Genomic DNA, 19,023 nt, shown 5'->3' on the forward strand with positions numbered 1-19,023 from the left:
GATATTTTTAGATTGTATTATAAATCTTACAATTAAAACAACTAAAGGTCTATTTTATTATGACTCCAATGTTATTTCTTGGTTTATTTTTAAATTAAATCTTTTTCTCATTATATATACGAAGAAATACAACAAAGGGGTGTCTACAAATGCTATAATTATCTTAAAAATAAAACCACTAATTAACAAACCCGTAAACTTTTCCCAGCCAATTTCTCCAAAAGAACACAAAAGCAGCAAAACTGTACACGTGTCTACAAACTGAGAGAAAAAAGTTGAAAAATTATTACGCAACCATAAATGCTTACCTTTTGTTATTTTTTTCCAGAAATGATACACTTGTATATCTACAAACTGCGCAAACAAATACGCTAACATAGATGCCGTAACAGCTAAAATTGTGTTACCAAAAACATCTTTAAACATTGCATTGCTAACAGAAGACCAACTTGTGGCTTCAGAAGCAGATGCTAAATACACTATTAACAATGAAAAAAATGAAGCAAAAATACCAGCTATTACAATTTGGTTAGCACTTTTTTTACCGTAGATTTCAGAAATTAAATCGGTTAACAAAAAAGTAACAGGATAAGGTAGCACACCCACAGAAATCTCAAACAAGTTTGCCCCAAAAATGGTAACATCTCCAAAAGGTTGCCAAATAAAAAATTTCTGAAAAATAAGATTAGACACCACCAAAGACGTTATAAAAAGTGCTCCTAGGTACAAATATATTTTAAAGGCTAATTTTTTATCTGTTTTGTTCATATATAGGGTCTCCTGTTCTAATTTACTTGTAATTTGTAAAGATACTTAAGTTAAGCTTTTAATACCTTTACAAAAAAGATATTTAATTTTAAGATAGCGCCTTAAAAACTATTTTATTTACTTTGTTTTTAAATGAAGAAGAACGTTACAACTGCATACCTATCTATAGGAAGTAATTTAGGTGATAAGATAGTAAACTTACAAGATGCCATTTTTTTATTAAAGGAAAAAGCAGGTAGCATTGCTGGTATTTCTAAAGTTTACAAATGCGAATCATGGGGTTTTGAGTCGGACGACTTTTTAAACGCCTGCGTTGCTATTAACACAACTAAAGACCCTTTTGAGCTTTTAGATATTATTTTTGAAATAGAAACACACTTAGGAAGGCAGCGAACAGATGAAGCTGGTTACCAAGCCAGAACCATAGACATAGACATTATTTACTATGGCAAAGAGGTAATTAACACCGAAAAATTAGTGGTGCCACACCCAAACTTACAATTTAGAAGTTTTGTTTTGCGCCCTTTAGCAGATGTTGGTCCGCAATTTTACCACCCAATATTAAACAAAGATTCTAGAAACCTTTTTCAGGAATGTAAAGATAAAGGAGCTATAGAGCGCACAGAAAGAAGACTATACCCTAACAGAGAAAGTTTACTAGCAAAAGCACAGTTTTTAGCCATAGAAGGTAACATTGGCGCTGGTAAAACAACATTAGCTAATAAAATTTCTGAAGATTACAATGCTAAATTAATTGTAGAGCGCTTTGCAGATAACCCATTTTTACCCAAGTTTTATGAAGACCAAACAAGGTATGCTTTTCCGTTAGAAATGTCTTTTTTAGCAGACCGTTACCAGCAATATTCAGACGATACATCTCAGCTAGACTTATTTAGGTCTTTTATGGTTAGTGATTATGACATTTTTAAATCGCTCATATTTGCAAAAGTAACCTTACACCAAGACGAATTTAAGCTATACCGTAAGTTGTTTGATTTAATGTATAAAGATGTAAAAAAGCCCGATGTTTTTGTATACTTATACCAAAACACAGAGCGCTTAATTGCCAACATTAAAAAACGTGGTCGTGAATATGAACAGGATATACAGACAGATTATCTAGAAAAAATTAACAAAGGTTATTTAGATTTCATAAAAAGTTATCCGCAGCAAAATACCTTTATTATAGATGTTAGCGACCTTGACTTTGTAGCTAATGACGCTGATTACGAGCACATTTTACACGAAATACAAGGTTACATTTTACGTAATCTTTAAAAAAAGCCGAGTATTAAATTAACAGTTATTTCACAATTTATTTGCAATATTCAAAACGTTTTCTTTAATTGCATATCTCTTAACAGAGGAACTAACTAACTCAAACTACATAATGGACCCAACTTAGTTGGGTCTTTTTTTATACCTTAAAAGTAAAAAATGTTTTATTTGTCTTGTAGTTTAGACCACAAATCCCAAACCACAACACCTGCACTTACAGAAATATTTAAAGAGTGTTTTGTACCGTATTGCGGAATTTCTAAAACCACATCACTAGCTGTAACTACATCTTGTGCCACACCCTTAACCTCATTACCAAAAATTAGTGCATACTTTTGGTTTTGCGTTATTTTAAAATCATTTAAAAAAGTAGCATTTTCTGCTTGTTCTACAGCAAGTGTTTTATAGCCATTGCTTTTTAACTGCTCTATTAAAGGCAAAGTTTCATTTACATACTCCCAAGCTACACTATCTGTAGCACCTAATGCTGTTTTTTGTATGTCTTTATGTGGCGGTTTAGCAGTAATACCGCACAAGTATATTTTTTCAATTAAAAAAGCATCAGCTGTTCTAAAAACAGAACCAATGTTGTTTAAACTTCTAATATTATCTAAAACAATAACAATAGGCGTTTTTTCTGCTTGTTTAAACTCTTCAATATTTAATCGCTCTAATTCGTTATTTTTTAACTTTCTCATTCTATTTATATCTAGTAAACTTATCCACAAATATCAACAAAGGTTTTGTAACCAAAGAGAAAAACTTAAATTCGTTTTGTAATTTTTAAGTTAATCAATAAGATTTTTCAATTTGCCTAAAACAAGTACACCAAAAAAGAAAAAGGTAACACCTTTAATGCAGCAATACAACGCTATAAAAACAAAGTATCCAGATGCTATGTTGCTTTTTCGTGTTGGAGATTTTTATGAAACCTTTGGTGATGATGCCGTTAAAGCATCAAAAATATTAGGTATTATTTGTACACACCGTAACAATGGTAGCGAAAAAACAGAATTGGCTGGTTTTCCGCATCACTCCTTAAACACCTATTTGCCTAAATTGGTAAAAGCTGGCCAACGTGTTGCCATTTGTGACCAGTTAGAAGATCCTAAACAAACTAAAAAAATTGTAAAAAGAGGCGTTACAGAATTGGTAACTCCTGGGGTGGCTTTAAATGATGATATTTTATCTGCCAAAACCAACAACTTTTTATGTGCAGTACATTTTGGAAGAAAAAAAATAGGTGTAGCATTTTTAGATATTTCTACAGGAGAATTTTTAACATCAGAAGGTACAGAAGAACAAATTGATAAATTACTACAAAACTTTGCACCAAATGAGGTCTTAGTTTCTAAAACACATAAAAAGGATTTTTTAAAAGCTTTTGGTACCGAGTTTCATACCTTTTTTATAGAAGATTGGATTTTTCAGGAAGATTACGCTCAAGAAACACTAACCAAGCATTTTAACACTGCAACTTTAAAAGGTTTTGGCGTGGCACATTTAGAGCAAGGTATTATGGCATCTGGTGCTGTTTTACATTATTTATCTGAAACGCAACACCACAAACTACAGCACATAAATACGTTACAACGTATTGCCGAGGAAGAATACATTTGGATGGATAGGTTTACTATTAAAAACCTAGAGCTATATCACTCCTACAACCCAAATGCAGTTACCCTTTTAGATGTTATAGACAAAACCATATCACCTATGGGTGGGCGTATGCTAAAACGCTGGTTGGCGTTGCCTCTAAAAAATGTAGAAAAGATAAAAAGAAGGCATCAAGTTATAGAGTACCTACAAGCCAATGATACCATTTTGCATAAACTACAACAGTCTATAAAGCAAATGGGAGACTTAGAGCGTTTAATTTCTAAGGTAGCAACGGCTAAAATATCACCCAAAGAAGTAGTACAACTAAAAAATTCTTTAGAAGCAATACTACCAGTTAAGCAACTTACTAGTAGTAGCAAAAATGACGCTGTAAAACTTATAGGCGACCAATTGCACGGTTGTGATATGCTACGCGCTAAAATTAAAGAAATGATTAGTGAAGATGCACCTGTTAATATGCTTAAAGGTGAAACTATTGCTAATGGATATTCAGCAGAGTTAGATGAGCTACGCGGATTGGCATTTTCTGGTAAAGATTATTTAAATAAGATGCTAGAAAGAGAAACCGAACGCACCGGAATTACCTCTTTAAAAATAGCGAGTAATAATGTATTTGGATACTATATAGAAGTACGTAACACCCACAAAGACAAAGTACCAGAAGAATGGATACGCAAGCAAACCTTAGTAAATGCAGAACGCTACATTACTGAAGAATTAAAAGAATACGAGAGTAAAATATTAGGCGCAGAAGAACGTATACAAGTTTTAGAGCAAGAGCTATTTTCTAAACTTGTTGTTTGGATGCAAGAGTACATTGCACCTGTACAACACAATGCACAGTTAATTGCGCAACTAGATTGCCTTTGTGGTTTTACACAATTGGCTACAGACAATAAATACACCGCTCCTGTAATAAACAACTCTACAGACTTAGAAATTGTAAATGGTAGACACCCTGTTATAGAAAAACAATTACCAGTTGGCGAAACTTATATTGCCAATGATGTTACTTTAAATAGAGAGGAACAACAAATAATAATGATTACAGGGCCAAATATGAGTGGTAAATCTGCCATATTACGCCAAACAGCCTTAATTGTATTATTAGCGCAAATGGGAAGTTTTGTGCCAGCAGAAGCTGCTAAAATTGGTTACGTAGACAAAATATTTACTAGAGTTGGCGCCAGTGACAATATCTCTATGGGAGAATCTACGTTTATGGTAGAGATGAACGAGACTGCATCTATCCTAAACAACTTGTCTGAACGTAGTTTGGTATTGTTAGATGAAATTGGCCGTGGTACAAGTACATATGATGGTATTTCTATTGCCTGGGCAATATCAGAATACCTACACCAACACCCAACACAAGCAAAAACATTGTTTGCCACACACTACCATGAGTTAAATGAAATGACAGCTACGTTTAGCAGAATAAAAAATTACAACGTATCTGTAAAAGAATTAAAAGACAATGTTCTGTTTTTACGCAAACTTACTCCTGGTGGTAGTGAGCATAGTTTTGGTATACACGTAGCAAAAATGGCCGGTATGCCACAGCAAGTAATTTCTAAAGCAAATAAAATACTTAAAAAGTTAGAGAAATCTCACTCTAGTGAAGAGCTCACAACAAAGCTAACAGATGCCCAAAACGAAATGCAACTGAGCTTTTTTAATATGGATGACCCTCTGCTATTAGAGCTAAAAGAAGAAATAATTGATTTAGATATTAACACGCTAACACCGGTTGAAGCCTTAATGAAACTAAATGAAATAAAAAGATTGCTTTCTGCACAAAAAAAAGATGAAGTGTAAAACGCTCATTTTATGTTATTTGAAAATAAATTCTAAAATTAGACAAAAAATATTGATATTTTTTTTGAAAATAGCTTTGTGGTTTAGAAAAATGTCTTAAATTTGCACCCGCATCTGATAAAGATGTACGCTCATAAAAATTGCGAAAGTAGCTCAGGGGTAGAGCATCACCTTGCCAAGGTGGAGGTCGAGGGTTCGAATCCCTTTTTTCGCTCAGAAAAAATTATACCAATTGCCTGTTAGTAATAACAGCTAATTTGCTCGAGTGGTGGAATTGGTAGACACGTTGGACTTAAAATCCAATGGACATTAGTCCGTATGGGTTCAAGTCCCATCTCGAGTACAAAGCCCTTGTTAATCTCACGATTTTCAAGGGTTTTTGCTTTTTATACCTTTTTGGTTTTCACTTATTTTAATTTACTCTAAAAATTTTAATTCGCATAACTTATAAAATAAGGTACTATTTTACCTACTTATTTTTATATTGCCATAAAATATAGCCAATTTTTATGAGTGACATTACACCACACAACCAAGAAGACAACCAAAACCAGCAACAACAAGAAACTCATCAAGCGCAACCTATTATTATTAACCAAAATAATAATAGCAACTCCAATCCAATTGGTATAGCCGGCTTTATAATCTCTATACTTGCATACCTATTATATTGTATTCCTATTGTGGGACACTTAATATGGATTTTAGGACTTGTTTTATCTATAATTGGACTTTTTAATCGTCCGCGAGGGCTTGCCATTGCAGGTGTAGTTATCTCTTTAATATGGATAATTTTTTATGTTATGCTTATTGCAGGATTATTGTTTTTTGATGCGGCGTCAACAGGTTTAGAGGGGTTCTAGAAAATATATTATGACTATAAAAACCTACGCCTTACTCTTTTTTCTATTTCTTATAAACGTCACTGGCACTTGTCAATACACACAAGAAACAGACAGAACAAGCCATTTAAAATCTGGCTTTTATATTTTAAATGATTCTGTTGGAGTAAAAGTTTTTGTTCCAAGTTTTAATAAAACACAATACGTTAACACAAAAACATTAATTCCTATTACAGCAATTAAAAAGTGTTCTACTGTTGGTATAGATGCTACATTTGGAAATACTAGAGAAAAACAGTTTGGTTTAAACCTAACCTTTACACCCAATGGAGATATTAAAATGCAAATTGCTACAGACATAGCTTTTGAAGAGCGTAAAAGCATAGGCTTGTTTATAGATAACAAAATTATTAATGCCTTTTACGTAAATAGTAAAATTAGAAACGGAAATTATTTTTTAGCTCTAAATTTACCTTTTGCCGAGATTAAGAAATTGGAAAAGAAAATTAATACAGAACTTAAAAAAAAGAAATAAAACACTAGTTTTAACAGCTATGAGAAAAACAATATTAATTATTGGTGTAGCACTTGCCCTTGTAAATGTTGTATACAGTTTTATGAGAGACACAGAAACTGTGCTATTTTTTGGCAAGGATATAAACATATGGGTATATAGATTAATTTGGGCATTTATGGCTGTACTTATTTTTAATGCTTACCGTAAAGAAGCTAAAAAATAAATTATTTAGTAACGGTAATACACCTAATTACTACAAATAAACATTAACGCATTACAATACCCTATATATACTTTAATTTGTACTTTTTAATTGAAGTACAAAAATGATGCGTAATAACATAAAAAATACAACCATAACCAGCAGATTTAATTTTCTGTACCTATTCTTGCTATTTTTTTTTGTTGTCATATTGTTTTTTCTTTATGTACTTATAATTAGCAAAGAAGAGATTATACTGTTTTTAATAGCCTTTATGGCTTTTGTGCTCTATGGTATTTATATGATTGTAAAGAGTCTCACTTTTTATAGAGTAGACTCTAAAAACATTAAAATTGGCATATTTAAAACATATACTTATAATGAAGTAAAGAGTATTGAGTTACATAGTTCTGTACCTTCTAAATTTATGTTTTTTACCATTTATGAAAAAGGACTTACCATACACCTAAAAAACAATAAAAAAATATACCTAAAAGAGGCTTACTACACTAACTTTTGGAAACTACGTTTACACTTAGACAACACCTTTGGCAATAAACAGATAAAAATAAGTAAACCTGTTACTAATAGTACTATTGCTATTACTAACAAAACCACATCAATACCATTTTATATTACACTAGTAAAAATAATTATATTAATAGCACTAACTTCCTCTATTATATTATTGCTAGACCTGTTTATTACCAACTACCTAGATCCAGGATATTTTATATTTAGTACAGGTACATTTCTTTTTTTGTTACTTTTTACAACACAAATGGGTTATATAGAAAGTTCTAAAAATTACATCATTATAAAAAACTTAATAAATCCGTTTGTAAAAAAAATAATACCTACAAATGATATAACCCACACAACTAAAGAAACAGTGGGCGGTGGCAAAAACAAAAGAACATTTATAATTATACACACCGTGTATCATAAAAAATTTAAAGTTACCATAGATTTTATAAGTCAAAAAAGAGAAAAAAATATTGTAAAACAGTTTAAAAAATTAGCCATCCCTTACAAAGATTACACCTAACAATATATTGTATGAAAATAACAAAACGACTTAAAATTCTATTTTTTGCATTTGTAATATGCAATAGTACATTAGCTCAAGAAGATTATAATTATTCTGACGAGCTACTTACAACCACATTTAAAGCCTACCAAGCCGTAGATTTTGATATGGCAAACAGCATGTTTCCTTTTGTAAAGCAACGTTTTGTAGAACACTTAAAAGATACTACTAGTTTTGCTAACCCATATGATAGTTTATCTAAACATATAAGCATACAATACAGTCTAGATAGTGTAGTAAAAACATATACCTGGAGCCAAAGAGACTCCGGATGTTGCCACAGCTCTGTAATTTATGCACAATACAAAAACAGTAGTGGATCTATTAAATATATAAATTTAAAAGATAAAGATGATGGAGATCAAGATGTTTTTATACTTGGTGTACACCATATAAAAATTAATAACAAACCGCACTACTTGTTATTAGGCTGGGGAACCTGTTGTGGTGGCAAACATTACAGTACAGCCAAAGTATACAAAATAGAAGATGGTGAATTGCAAAAAAGCGACGCTGCTTTTATAGGAGAAACCTCTATTTTTACAGAAGCAAACCGTGGGCAAGACATTAAAATAAAATACGATGAACAAAAAAAAATATTGTCTTATTTTAGTTACCCAGAAGATGAGGAAACTGGTTTTTACGGAAAAGAACAAACACATACCCAATGGAAACTAACCAATAAAGGGTTTAAAAAAGAAAAATAACCATTGCAACCACAACTACCAAAACACAAAGGAGACCTAGAAGCTATAGCAGACTTAAAAAACTATAGTTATGAGCAAGTAAAACCAATAGTGCCAGAGTTATTAACTTGGTTACAAGATTTAAACTGGCCCGTTGCAGGTCCAATAGCATCGTATTTACAGTCTATAACAAAACATATTACAGATGATATTATTGCCATTTTAAGGGGCCAAGATGAAGTTTGGAAATACTGGCTTGTGTTAGTTTTTGGTACAAATGCAACAGCACCAATAGATCCAAAATTACTGGCTGAATTTAAACGAATTGCTACACAACCTACTAAGGCAGAAATAGCTGAAGAAACACAAGAATTGGCTTTAGAGGTGATTAAAAAAACAAAGTAAAGCAAGTAAGTAACCAACTACACATAATTACATACCATTTATAGATTTCCGTAATAACATAACTAATATTGTCTTTAAATTGTAGGGGTGATAATTATGCATAATTATATTTTTTATAATATGCGAAAATATATAGTAGATGAAAATCAAAAAAATAGAAGTTAAAAATTTTCGCCTTTTAGAAAATATAAACTGCAATTTAGAAGACGACATAACATTAATTGTTGGAAAAAATAATACTGGAAAAACATCTTTTTTTGAAGCAGTAAAGTTAGCAACCTCCACAGATGGGAAATTTATTTTTGAGGACTTTTCTCAGAGTTGTTATGCTGTATTTAAATCCTCTTTCAATAAATATTTAGAATCTAGAAAAGAAGGAATCACAGAAGAGAACCGAGAAGAAATCGAAAAACAACTATTAGCTGAAATTCCTAAAATCAAAATCAATTTTGAAATTGAATACAATAAAGGAAATAATGAATCTCTTGTAGAACTTAGTGAATTTATAACTGATTTGGAGGACGCTAGAAATGATGCTACGATTTGTATTTCTTTTGAACCAAAAAATACTTTAAAAATATTTCAATCATTTGAAAACAGAGAAGAAAAAACAATAGAATTAATTGAATATCTTCATAAAAACATAAAATTATTATACGAAACAGTTTGTTATGCAGTAGATAAAGAGTCTGGTTACACAAGAATAATTGAAGATAGTTTTAAAACTAAAATTCAAAAAGTAATGCTTTTTGAAAATATAAAAGCAATGCGAATTTTAGATGACACAAAAGGAGATGTACACAATGCGTTATCTTTAGGCTTCTCTAATTACTACAGTCATAGAGACAAGACTGACAATAAAGATGTTGAAGAATTAGAAAAAACTCTCAAAGGTGTTGCTTCTGATTTAAAAAATAAATATAAAAAAGTACTAGAAAATATAATGCTCGAACTAAAGAAGTTTGGAGCTAGTACACCTGTTTCGATACCACCTATAGAAATTGATTCAATATTTGATTCTGAAAAAGTATTAAAAAACAACATTCAATATTTATATAAACAAAATGAAATAAACTTACCTGAAAGCTATAATGGACTTGGTTATAGCAATCTAATTTACATGATTCTAGAATTAGCAAGTTTCATTGAGAAATTTAAAAATTCAAAAGACGAGAAGCTCTCAAATTTCCTTGTTGTACTTATTGAAGAGCCTGAAGCCCATATGCATCCTCAAATGCAGCAAGTGTTTATCAGCCAAGTTTCAGAAATGGTAAACGAAGCTAAAGAAAAGAATAATATACAGATACAAGTTATAATTACAACTCATTCTTCGCATATACTTTCAGAATCTGGGATTGAAACAGAATTAGGATTTAATAGAATTAGATACTTCAATAGATTGCAAACTGCATCCGGAGGATATAAAATAACAAATCAAGATTTTAATAATTTAAAAATTAAAGATGATGAACGAACTTTCAGATTCTTAAGACAATATTTAACGCTCCATAAATCGGATTTATTTTTTGCAGATAAAGTAATATTAGTTGAAGGTACAACCGAACGTATGCTTTTACCTCAAATGATTAAAAAATCTGCAAAATCATTATGTAATGAATATGTCTCTATACTTGAAGTTGGCGGAGCTTACGCACATTCTTTCCGTGAAATGTTAGAGTTTATAAATGTTAGAACTTTAATAATTACAGATATTGATTCAAGTAATGATAAAGATGGTAAATGTCCTGTTTCAGAAGGTGAACACACAACAAATTATACTTTAATCAAATGGTTGCCAAACAAAAAAACTATATCCGAATTAACTAGTTGTAAAATTGAAGACAAAATCCAAGAAAATATTCGTGTGGCATATCAAACAAATGAAAATGGTTATAACGCAAGAAGTTTTGAAGATGCTTTTATAAATACTAACAAAGAGTTTTTTTTAACCGAACATCCTATTGAAGAAGAAAAATACATAAAGGATGAATTTGCTTATCTAAGAAATAAAAACATTGATATATCTGAAAAGATACCAGATAAATTTAGTTCTAAACAAAAAACAGAGTTCACATTCGATATTATGTCTTTTAACGAAAAGGAATATGGAGAATGGAAAGTTCCAGAATATATAAATGAAGGCTTGATTTGGCTAGCTAAAAACGATTAAGATGGTAGCTATTGAACAAATAAAAAAACATATAGAAGAAAATAAAAGCTATGTACTTGAAGCTGGTGCAGGTTCAGGAAAAACATATACTTTAATTCAGACCATAAATCACGTTTTAGAAACAAGAGGAGAAACCATCAAATTAAACAATCAAAAAATTGTTTGTATTACTTACACTAATGTTGCAAAAAATGAAATTATTGAAAGACTAGAAAATAATCCTTTAGTTATTGTTTCAACTATTCACGAATTTTTATGGGATTGTATCAAAAGATTCAATAAGCAATTAATAATTGAATTGGATTTATTAAATGATGTAATGCTTATTGATAAACCTGAAAAATATAAAACTGGATTAAAAGAAAGAATTACGGAAGTAACTTATGATGATAGTGGTTATAGAGATTTTGAACAAGGGAGTCTACATCACGATGATGTAATAGCTTTGTCATTACAAATGTTTAAAAATTATACTACTTTAACTCAAATCTTAGGTCAAAAATATCCTTATATTTTTATAGACGAGTATCAAGATACAGCAAGTGAAACGGTTGATGCTATTATAAATTATCTACTTGAAAGAAATAAAGCAAAACTATTAGTTGGTTTCTATGGAGATTCATATCAAAAGATTTATGATGAAGGGATTGGTTCTCTGCAATCCTATATTGATGACAATAAACTTGAACTCGTGACAAAAGATGATAATTATCGTTCTTCCATAAGTGTAGTTAATTTACTAAACAATATTCGAGATAATATAACGCAAACAATACCTGAAAGTAAAGAAAGTATTGAAGGAAGCGTTCAATTTATTAATTGTACGAATGCTCCTAAGCTATCAAAAGAAGGTATTAGGGTTTATAACAAAAGAATTATACCTAAAAAAGATTCAGACTATCAAAGTATTGTTACAAAACTAGAAGCAGAAGGTTGGGATTTTTCAGAATCTGGGGATGATAAAATTTTAATAATTGCAAATAGTAAAGTTGCAGAAAGAGCAGGTTTTGGAAACCTATATAAAACTTATTCAAAAAGATTTTATGACCCTAAAGCTGAGTTATTAAGTAGAGAAAATCATTTTGCCACATATTTCTTTGGTTCCAAAGACAAAAAAACTTCTAAAGAACGTGAAACTGGAATAGAGCATTTAGTTTCTTTTTGGGAGAACAAAAACCATAACAGAGTTATAAAATATTTAAAACAACAAGGTATTTTTAGTTCGCTAGCTAAACATTCTGACAAACAAGAAATAGAAACTAAATTAAACGCATTAATTACTTTAAGAAAGACAGGAACAGTTAAAGATGTTTTTAATTTTTGTAAAGAAAATAAGCTCTCGCTTCCCTCTAGAAAATTACAGAAATTCATAGAAAAGCTCAATGTAAATCCATCAACTATTAGTGATGAAGACGAGTTAAAAAGAGCAACTAAAAACAAAACATTCTATAACGCATTAATGCTAACTAATTATAGCGAAATGATTTGTGCTTTTAAACACATTCAAGAACAAACTTCATATTCAACTAAGCATGGTACAAAAGGAGAAGAATATAGAAATGTTTTGGTGGTAATTGATGATACAAGTTGGCCTCAAAAATATAATTTCGAAAAATTCTTTAATGATACTGATGATAAAGAACATAGAAAATTAAGAACCAAAAACCTATTTTATGTTTCTTGTTCTAGAGCTAAAGAGAATTTAGTCGTTTTGGCTTTGTCGCAAATGGGAGAATCAGCAATGGATAAAATAACAGAATGGTTTGGAGCAGAAAACACATCCACCCCATAAAAATTAACAACACTAACACCGCACCTACTCCAACTTTATGTAAATTAGCTTTACTGCACTACGTACTCTTAAACCAATAATAACTATGTTTAAAAAGTTGTTTACTTATTTATGTTTTACACTAGTTACTTTTGGTGGCATATCTCAAACCAAAAACAATGCAAATTTATTAGGTAGCTTTCCGTTTACTTTTACTCCTAAAAATAACATTGCCGTAGAGGCCATTTTAAATAAAAAAGATACTGTTAGCCTAATGCTACATACAGCTGCAGAATCTATCACTATAATTGAAAAAAGCACTAACAAAGCTACTAGTGTACTATGGAACACAGAAGAAACTGTAGAAAGTTGGGGCGGAAAAAGCACATCTAGACATAGCAACAGTAACACGTTACAAATAGGAGGTTTTAATTGGAGTAATTTACCTATTTGGGAAAATAAAAACTCAGGCCCAGGAACAGATGGCAAATTTGGACCTAGTTTATTTAAAGGCAAAGCCCTACATATTAGCTTTACAAACCATAAAATTACGGTATACAAAACAATACCTACAAAAATAAAAGGCTATACAAAAGTACCTTTATACTCTAAAGACGGCTTTATGTTTTTAGGCGGTGTAAGTAGTATAGCATCAAAAAAATATGAGAATTCATTTTTAATTCATTCTGGCTACACTGGTTTCCTATTATTTGATGACAATTTTGCTAAAACTAATAAATTAGATTCGCTTTTAAAAATAACTGATACTAAAACGCTTAAAGATTCTTATGGTAATGTGCTAAAAACACAAAAGGCAATTTTACCTAAATTTAAAGTTGGTAAAACTACATTTAAAAATGTACCTATTGGCTTTTTTAAAGGCGCAATTGCTAGGCAAAGTATGAGTGTTTTAGGCACTGATTTTCTAAGGAGGTTTGATTTTTACATTAACACAAACAGAACGTTTATATACTTAAAACCAAACAAAAATTACAATATGGCTTATAATAATTAGCTATTTTAAATCTATAGAAAATTTAGAAGGACTAACCCCTGTATGCTTTTTAAAAAATCTAGAAAAACTACTTAAAGACTCAAATCCCAACTCAAACGCAAGTTCTTTAATTGTAATTTCACTTTTTACAAGTTGCCTTTTTGCTTCTGTAATTTGGCGCTGCTGTATAATTTGTTTTGCTGTTAAGTTTAATTTTTCAGTTAAAATCTGATTTAATCTTTTTTCAGTTATACCCAACTCTTTTGCATAATAATTAGCTTTAGTTTCTTTTAGAAAAGAGGTTTCCATCAACTCTAAAAAATCAAACACTCTTTTTTGCTTAAGGTCTTGTGCTATAAAATTTTCATTACCAATACGTATTAAACTTAGTAATAACACCTTTAAAAGTGTTTTCATCATTATGTATGATGCTGCTGTGTTGTACTCTTCTACCACTAAATTAATAGCGTTTTTTACCTTTGCAACTTGCTTAGGGGTTTTTAAAACTAATTGGGGTTGTTTATTAAAGAGCGTCATTACATCTAAGGCATACTCTACATCATCTTCTTCAATTAAATCTCTTTCAAAATTTAATAAAATTCCATTTTTAACTTCAAACGCTGTATCCGGAAAAAAATCGTTTAAAGGTTTAAAATATACAACAGCATTATAATCCGCAGTTAAGCAAAAATAAATTCCAAAAGAATTACCAGAAAGCATAGTTGTCTTTTTAGTTAAGCTTTTCTCTATCTTTATTTTATGTTTTAAATTGGTTACAGGCATCTATATTTAAAATTTAATTTAAATATAGGCATACTATATTTATTGGTTATGCTCTTCTATTTTTTTAAATGCATAATAAAGTACAATACCTATAACCAGAGCTAATAAAGCAGCTACAGTATACACAATAGCATAATTTGTAGATATATATTCTATAAAAGTTGATAAAAATTGGCCGCCAAAAACTCCCATTGAATACAAGCCTAAGTTTTTTCCCAAATTTTTAGGCGCACTAACCTCTATCATCATATGGTTTAAAAGTGGTATTGTAAAGCCAAAACCTGTGCCAATAAATACAGCACTTAAAATCAATAGAGGTATACTATTAAAAAAAGCTAGTGTAACATACCCTAGCATAAAAAATAAAAAGCCCAAAGCTACCACTTTACCATCTCCTATTTTTTTAACTGCCCTAGGCATTTGACTTGCTGTAATAATAGCAATTACAGATATAAATGCCATAAAATAACCAGTGTAAGACTCTGTAAAACCAATAGATTTTGGCAAATAAATGGGTAAGGTTACAAAACTAACAAAGAACAATACCATAGACAGTAATGAAGCATAAAAAATAGTTTTTATAGCTAGCTTACTTTCTTTTTTCTCTTGTTTAACCACAACTTCATCACTTTTAATTGTTTTAAACAATGTTTTTATAACCAACAACCAACACACAATTGCTAATAAATATATAAAAAACGGATACTGCCAATGCCACTGCCCAAGTATACCACCAATAGAAAGAAAAATTACACCACCTAATTCTATAGACATACCTTGCCAAGCAATAAGTTTCATTCTTTTTTCACCCGTAAAAAAATCTGCAATAAAAGAAGTTACTGACACTTGCACTGCAACTGTAGCTGCTCCTAATAAAAACCGGTCTAGCATTAAAATATAGTCGTTTGTAATATACGCCCCAGCAACTCCTAAAAGTGCATATGGCACCAACCCCAAACACAACATAGTATAAGAACCTGTTTTATGTAAAAGTTTACCCACTATTGGTGCAAATACTACTACTCCCAAAGATGGTAGTGTAATTAACCAACCTGGAGAAAAACTAAAATTTAAATTTTCTACAATTCCTGTTAAAGACGGCGCAATAACTGTACCTACCATTATTGTTAAGCTACTTACCAATAACAGTGTAAATATTCCTAAGTTTGTTATTTTTTTCATATTGCAAAATTGCAATACTAATTTGCTTTCTACTGTGCCATTTTTCTAATAGAGTATACCAAAATGGAAATAACTAAACTACGCGTAAACTCTTCTGCCTTTTGTATATTAAATATGAGATTCTATTGCAAAAAAATAACTCATATTAAAACTAAAATAGCATAGGTTAACTTTTAAAAAACAATAAAAATAACATTTAGGTTACTTTGTTTTTTTAACTTGTAAACCAATTAGGCATCCTATTTTACACCATAAAGCTTTATTAAATTATGAATAAACTGCTTGAAGAAGATTTTAATAATTTTGACCAATTATTACAAAAAGTAGCTAAACAAGGCACTGCATATTTTAAAAATATTGATACAGAAAAAACTACTTTACCTGTGTTAAATACTATTTATGAAGGCTTAAATAAAGAGGGTATTGGAGGATTAAATACACTTAAGTTATTTAATAAAAAATTTAAAGACACTATTGTTGCTTCTTCTGGCCCTAGATATTTGGGCTACGTAGTTGGCGGGTCTACACCTGCTGCTGTTATTGGTGATTGGCTCACAACTATTTATGATCAAAATCCGCAAACAACCTCTGCCCAAGGAGATGTATCTGTGCAAATAGAACAAGAAACTATAAAGTTATTGTTAGATTTGTTTGCTTTACCACATAACTTTTTAGGCGGGTTTGTTTCTGGTGCTACAATGTCTAATTTTACTTGCTTGGCAGTAGCCAGGCAATGGTTTGGGAAACAAAAAGGAAAAGATTTTGCAAAAAATGGCATTTCTATACCAATAAATATACTATCTGCTGTACCTCATTCTTCTGCTATAAAATCTTTATCTATGCTTGGTATAGGCAGTACTAACGTTAGTAAAATAAAAGTTGAAGAAGACAACAGAGAGTCTATAGATATTAATGATTTAGAGCAAAAAATTAAAGCTTTAGACAACCAACCATTTATACTTATCTCTAGTGCAGGAACGGTAAACTCTGCAGATTTTGATAATTTTGAAGCTATAAACACATTACATAAAAAATATAATTTTTGGTGGCATATAGATGGTGCGTTTGGTGCTTTTGCAGGATGCTCTCCAAAATACAAACATTTAGTTAAAGGCTGGGAAAATGCAGATAGCATAACTATAGATTGCCACAAATGGCTGAATGTACCATATGATAGTGCCGTTTTTTTTATTAAAGAAAAGCACAACTTACTACAGCTTCAAACATTTCAAAATTCTAATGCTCCATATTTAGGAGACCCTTTAGAAAACTTTAATTATCTAAACTTTTTACCAGAAAACTCTAGAAGACTAAGAGCTTTACCTGCTTGGTTTTCTCTTGTTGCCTATGGTATAGATGGTTACAAAGATATTGTAGAAAACTCAGTTAAAATGGCACAAATGTTAGATGAGTATATTACTCAAAATAACGAGCTAATACTACTAACCCCTACACGTTTAAACAATGTTTGTTTTTCTTTAAAGGATAAAAATAAACAAGATAAAATACCTCTTTTTATAACCGAACTAAACAAAGAAGGTAAAGTGTATATGACACCAACAGTATATAGAAACACTAAAGGAGTTAGGGCTTCTTTTGTAAATTGGCGTACCAATAAAAAAGATATTACTGTAGTTATAACAGAAATTGAAAGAGCCCTTAAAACTACTTATTAACACTAAACCAACAATGTATTATTTTATATAAAATGAAATTTTCTTTTTACGTTCTCATCTTATCAATTGTAGTGCTTACTTCTTGTAAAAGCACTACAAAAACCATAATAACCAATACAAATAAAGACATTACATATTGGGGAAGAGTAAATAGTAACACTACAGATAGCACAGACTTACACTGGTCTGGTACATCTATAAAATTAAATTTTGAAGGCACTAGCATACAAGCATTATTACAAGATGAAAAAGGAGAAAACTATTATAATGTTCTTGTTGATAATGACAGCGCTAAATTATTACGATTAGATACTACAAAACGCTATTATACGCTTGCCAGCAATTTAAAAAAAGGAAAGCATACTGTAGAGCTATTTAAAAGAACAGAATGGGATAAAGGAAAAACAAGCTTTTTTGGTTTTAAACTGAATAAGCAAGGTAAAATATTACCAAAAGACTCCCCTAAAGCTAGAAAAATTGAATTTTACGGAAACTCCATTACTGCTGGTTATGCTGTAGAAGATTTTACCGGAAAAGACAGACCAGATAGTACATACACAAACAATTACCTAAGTTATGCTGCCCTAACTGCCAGACATTTTAATGCAGAATACAGAGCTATTTGTAAAAGCGGAATTGGAGTTACAGTAAGTTGGTTTCCTATAATAATGCCAGAGCTTTACAATAGACTAGACCCCAATAACGAAAACAGTGTATGGGACTTTTCTTTATACCAACCAGATGTAGTAGTTGTAAATTTATTTCAGAATGATTCTTGGATAGTGAATATGCCAAAAAATGAAGAGTTTAAACACCGGTTTGGGAACAAAAAACCAGAAGATGACTTTTTTATTACTGCTTATCAAAACTTTATTACTAGCTTAAGAAAAGAATACCCTAAAGCTAAAATTATATGCGCTCTTGGAGCTATGGATGCCACAAAAGAAAACTCTAAATGGATGAATTTTATTAGCAAAGCAGCAGCTAAAATAGCAGATAAAAATGTTTACACACATTTTATGCCCTATAAAAACACTCCTGGACACCCAAGTATAAATGAGCAAAAAGAAATGGCCAAAAGTCTTATTGCTTTTATTGATAAAAACATAAACTGGTAAGTATTTTTTTTATTTTACAATTACATTTCTGCAATGTAAAATTTAAACGTGCTAATTTAAAAACAAACAAAGCTGTAAGTTTTTTCTACAGATTTAACATCAT

Annotated in this window: 17 protein-coding genes and 2 tRNA genes; 15 read left to right on the forward strand and 4 right to left on the reverse strand. The window is 30.6% G+C overall.

What is annotated here, in order from left to right:
- Nucleotides 1-57: 57 nt before the first annotated feature.
- Nucleotides 58-768, reverse strand: a complete 711-nt coding sequence (locus Q4487_RS06745; protein WP_100893831.1) for a queuosine precursor transporter — start codon at nucleotides 766-768, stop codon at nucleotides 58-60.
- Nucleotides 769-900: 132 nt separating this feature from the next.
- Here Q4487_RS06745 and folK point away from each other — a divergent pair, with 132 nt between their 5' ends.
- Entirely contained in the window at nucleotides 901-2,046 is a 1,146-nt protein-coding gene (gene folK / locus Q4487_RS06750; protein ID WP_303540684.1) for a 2-amino-4-hydroxy-6-hydroxymethyldihydropteridine diphosphokinase, read from the forward strand.
- Between the two features lie 164 nt (nucleotides 2,047-2,210).
- Here the strand turns inward: folK and Q4487_RS06755 are convergent, their stop codons facing one another.
- Complete coding sequence (locus Q4487_RS06755) at nucleotides 2,211-2,744, reverse strand: RNA methyltransferase (protein WP_038505914.1); 534 nt, start codon at nucleotides 2,742-2,744, stop codon at nucleotides 2,211-2,213.
- Nucleotides 2,745-2,901: 157 nt separating this feature from the next.
- Between Q4487_RS06755 and mutS the strand changes: the two genes are divergently transcribed.
- From mutS to Q4487_RS06815, 12 genes are all read left to right on the forward strand, one after another.
- Nucleotides 2,902-5,484: a DNA mismatch repair protein MutS gene (gene mutS, locus Q4487_RS06760; protein ID WP_303541295.1), complete on the forward strand. Its 2,583-nt coding sequence runs from the start codon at nucleotides 2,902-2,904 to the stop codon at nucleotides 5,482-5,484.
- A 142-nt stretch (nucleotides 5,485-5,626) separates the two neighbouring features.
- A tRNA-Gly gene (locus tag Q4487_RS06765) sits at nucleotides 5,627-5,698 on the forward strand.
- Nucleotides 5,699-5,743: 45 nt separating this feature from the next.
- Nucleotides 5,744-5,827: transfer RNA gene (locus Q4487_RS06770), tRNA-Leu, on the forward strand.
- Nucleotides 5,828-5,993: 166 nt separating this feature from the next.
- Nucleotides 5,994-6,347, forward strand: a complete 354-nt coding sequence (locus Q4487_RS06775) for a hypothetical protein (protein ID WP_303540681.1) — start codon at nucleotides 5,994-5,996, stop codon at nucleotides 6,345-6,347.
- A gap of 10 nt (nucleotides 6,348-6,357) precedes the next feature.
- Nucleotides 6,358-6,861 (forward strand): hypothetical protein, encoded by a 504-nt coding sequence (locus tag Q4487_RS06780; protein ID WP_303540679.1) that lies wholly within the window; start codon nucleotides 6,358-6,360, stop codon nucleotides 6,859-6,861.
- Nucleotides 6,862-6,880: 19 nt separating this feature from the next.
- A complete protein-coding gene (locus Q4487_RS06785) occupies nucleotides 6,881-7,066 on the forward strand; it encodes a hypothetical protein (protein ID WP_303540676.1) in 186 nt (61 codons plus the stop codon).
- A gap of 253 nt (nucleotides 7,067-7,319) precedes the next feature.
- Nucleotides 7,320-8,093, forward strand: a complete 774-nt coding sequence (locus tag Q4487_RS06790; protein WP_303540674.1) for a hypothetical protein — start codon at nucleotides 7,320-7,322, stop codon at nucleotides 8,091-8,093.
- An 11-nt stretch (nucleotides 8,094-8,104) separates the two neighbouring features.
- Entirely contained in the window at nucleotides 8,105-8,842 is a 738-nt protein-coding gene (locus tag Q4487_RS06795; protein ID WP_303540672.1) for a hypothetical protein, read from the forward strand.
- A gap of 3 nt (nucleotides 8,843-8,845) precedes the next feature.
- Nucleotides 8,846-9,226 (forward strand): DUF5071 domain-containing protein, encoded by a 381-nt coding sequence (locus Q4487_RS06800; RefSeq protein ID WP_303540670.1) that lies wholly within the window; start codon nucleotides 8,846-8,848, stop codon nucleotides 9,224-9,226.
- A 139-nt stretch (nucleotides 9,227-9,365) separates the two neighbouring features.
- Nucleotides 9,366-11,396, forward strand: coding sequence for an ATP-dependent endonuclease (locus tag Q4487_RS06805; RefSeq protein ID WP_303540668.1), 2,031 nt, complete (start codon nucleotides 9,366-9,368; stop codon nucleotides 11,394-11,396).
- Nucleotide 11,397: 1 nt separating this feature from the next.
- Nucleotides 11,398-13,188 (forward strand): UvrD-helicase domain-containing protein, encoded by a 1,791-nt coding sequence (locus tag Q4487_RS06810; protein WP_303540666.1) that lies wholly within the window; start codon nucleotides 11,398-11,400, stop codon nucleotides 13,186-13,188.
- A gap of 85 nt (nucleotides 13,189-13,273) precedes the next feature.
- Nucleotides 13,274-14,182 (forward strand): hypothetical protein, encoded by a 909-nt coding sequence (locus tag Q4487_RS06815; RefSeq protein WP_303540664.1) that lies wholly within the window; start codon nucleotides 13,274-13,276, stop codon nucleotides 14,180-14,182.
- Here the strand turns inward: Q4487_RS06815 and Q4487_RS06820 are convergent, their stop codons facing one another.
- Nucleotides 14,183-14,944: an AraC family transcriptional regulator gene (locus Q4487_RS06820; protein ID WP_303540662.1), complete on the reverse strand. Its 762-nt coding sequence runs from the start codon at nucleotides 14,942-14,944 to the stop codon at nucleotides 14,183-14,185.
- A gap of 39 nt (nucleotides 14,945-14,983) precedes the next feature.
- Nucleotides 14,984-16,126: an MFS transporter gene (locus tag Q4487_RS06825; RefSeq protein WP_034643121.1), complete on the reverse strand. Its 1,143-nt coding sequence runs from the start codon at nucleotides 16,124-16,126 to the stop codon at nucleotides 14,984-14,986.
- 269 nt (nucleotides 16,127-16,395) lie between these two features.
- Between Q4487_RS06825 and Q4487_RS06830 the strand changes: the two genes are divergently transcribed.
- Together Q4487_RS06830 and Q4487_RS06835 are read left to right on the forward strand one after the other, a co-directional pair.
- Nucleotides 16,396-17,802: a pyridoxal-dependent decarboxylase gene (locus Q4487_RS06830; RefSeq protein WP_303540659.1), complete on the forward strand. Its 1,407-nt coding sequence runs from the start codon at nucleotides 16,396-16,398 to the stop codon at nucleotides 17,800-17,802.
- 32 nt (nucleotides 17,803-17,834) lie between these two features.
- Entirely contained in the window at nucleotides 17,835-18,920 is a 1,086-nt protein-coding gene (locus tag Q4487_RS06835) for an SGNH/GDSL hydrolase family protein (RefSeq protein ID WP_303518321.1), read from the forward strand.
- Nucleotides 18,921-19,023: the final 103 nt, after the last annotated feature.

Origin of the sequence: Cellulophaga sp. 3_MG-2023 (assembly GCF_030546975.1) — a bacterium.
In the GTDB taxonomy this organism is placed as follows: Bacteria; Bacteroidota; Bacteroidia; order Flavobacteriales; family Flavobacteriaceae; genus Cellulophaga.

Excerpts from the sequence above, each read along its gene's own strand:
- Q4487_RS06745 (WP_100893831.1), bottom strand. The coding sequence starts at position 768 with ATGAACAAAACAGATAAAAAATTAGCCTTTAAAATATATTTGTACCTA.
- Q4487_RS06780 (WP_303540679.1), top strand. The coding sequence starts at position 6,358 with ATGACTATAAAAACCTACGCCTTACTCTTTTTTCTATTTCTTATAAAC.
- Q4487_RS06795 (WP_303540672.1), top strand. The coding sequence starts at position 8,105 with ATGAAAATAACAAAACGACTTAAAATTCTATTTTTTGCATTTGTAATA.
- folK (WP_303540684.1), top strand. The coding sequence starts at position 901 with ATGAAGAAGAACGTTACAACTGCATACCTATCTATAGGAAGTAATTTA.
- Q4487_RS06825 (WP_034643121.1), bottom strand. The coding sequence starts at position 16,126 with ATGAAAAAAATAACAAACTTAGGAATATTTACACTGTTATTGGTAAGT.
- Q4487_RS06810 (WP_303540666.1), top strand. The coding sequence starts at position 11,398 with ATGGTAGCTATTGAACAAATAAAAAAACATATAGAAGAAAATAAAAGC.
- mutS (WP_303541295.1), top strand. The coding sequence starts at position 2,902 with ATGCAGCAATACAACGCTATAAAAACAAAGTATCCAGATGCTATGTTG.
- Q4487_RS06805 (WP_303540668.1), top strand. The coding sequence starts at position 9,366 with ATGAAAATCAAAAAAATAGAAGTTAAAAATTTTCGCCTTTTAGAAAAT.
- Q4487_RS06790 (WP_303540674.1), top strand. The coding sequence starts at position 7,320 with ATGGCTTTTGTGCTCTATGGTATTTATATGATTGTAAAGAGTCTCACT.
- Q4487_RS06755 (WP_038505914.1), bottom strand. The coding sequence starts at position 2,744 with ATGAGAAAGTTAAAAAATAACGAATTAGAGCGATTAAATATTGAAGAG.
- Q4487_RS06815 (WP_303540664.1), top strand. The coding sequence starts at position 13,274 with ATGTTTAAAAAGTTGTTTACTTATTTATGTTTTACACTAGTTACTTTT.
- Q4487_RS06820 (WP_303540662.1), bottom strand. The coding sequence starts at position 14,944 with ATGCCTGTAACCAATTTAAAACATAAAATAAAGATAGAGAAAAGCTTA.
- Q4487_RS06775 (WP_303540681.1), top strand. The coding sequence starts at position 5,994 with ATGAGTGACATTACACCACACAACCAAGAAGACAACCAAAACCAGCAA.
- Q4487_RS06785 (WP_303540676.1), top strand. The coding sequence starts at position 6,881 with ATGAGAAAAACAATATTAATTATTGGTGTAGCACTTGCCCTTGTAAAT.
- Q4487_RS06835 (WP_303518321.1), top strand. The coding sequence starts at position 17,835 with ATGAAATTTTCTTTTTACGTTCTCATCTTATCAATTGTAGTGCTTACT.
- Q4487_RS06830 (WP_303540659.1), top strand. The coding sequence starts at position 16,396 with ATGAATAAACTGCTTGAAGAAGATTTTAATAATTTTGACCAATTATTA.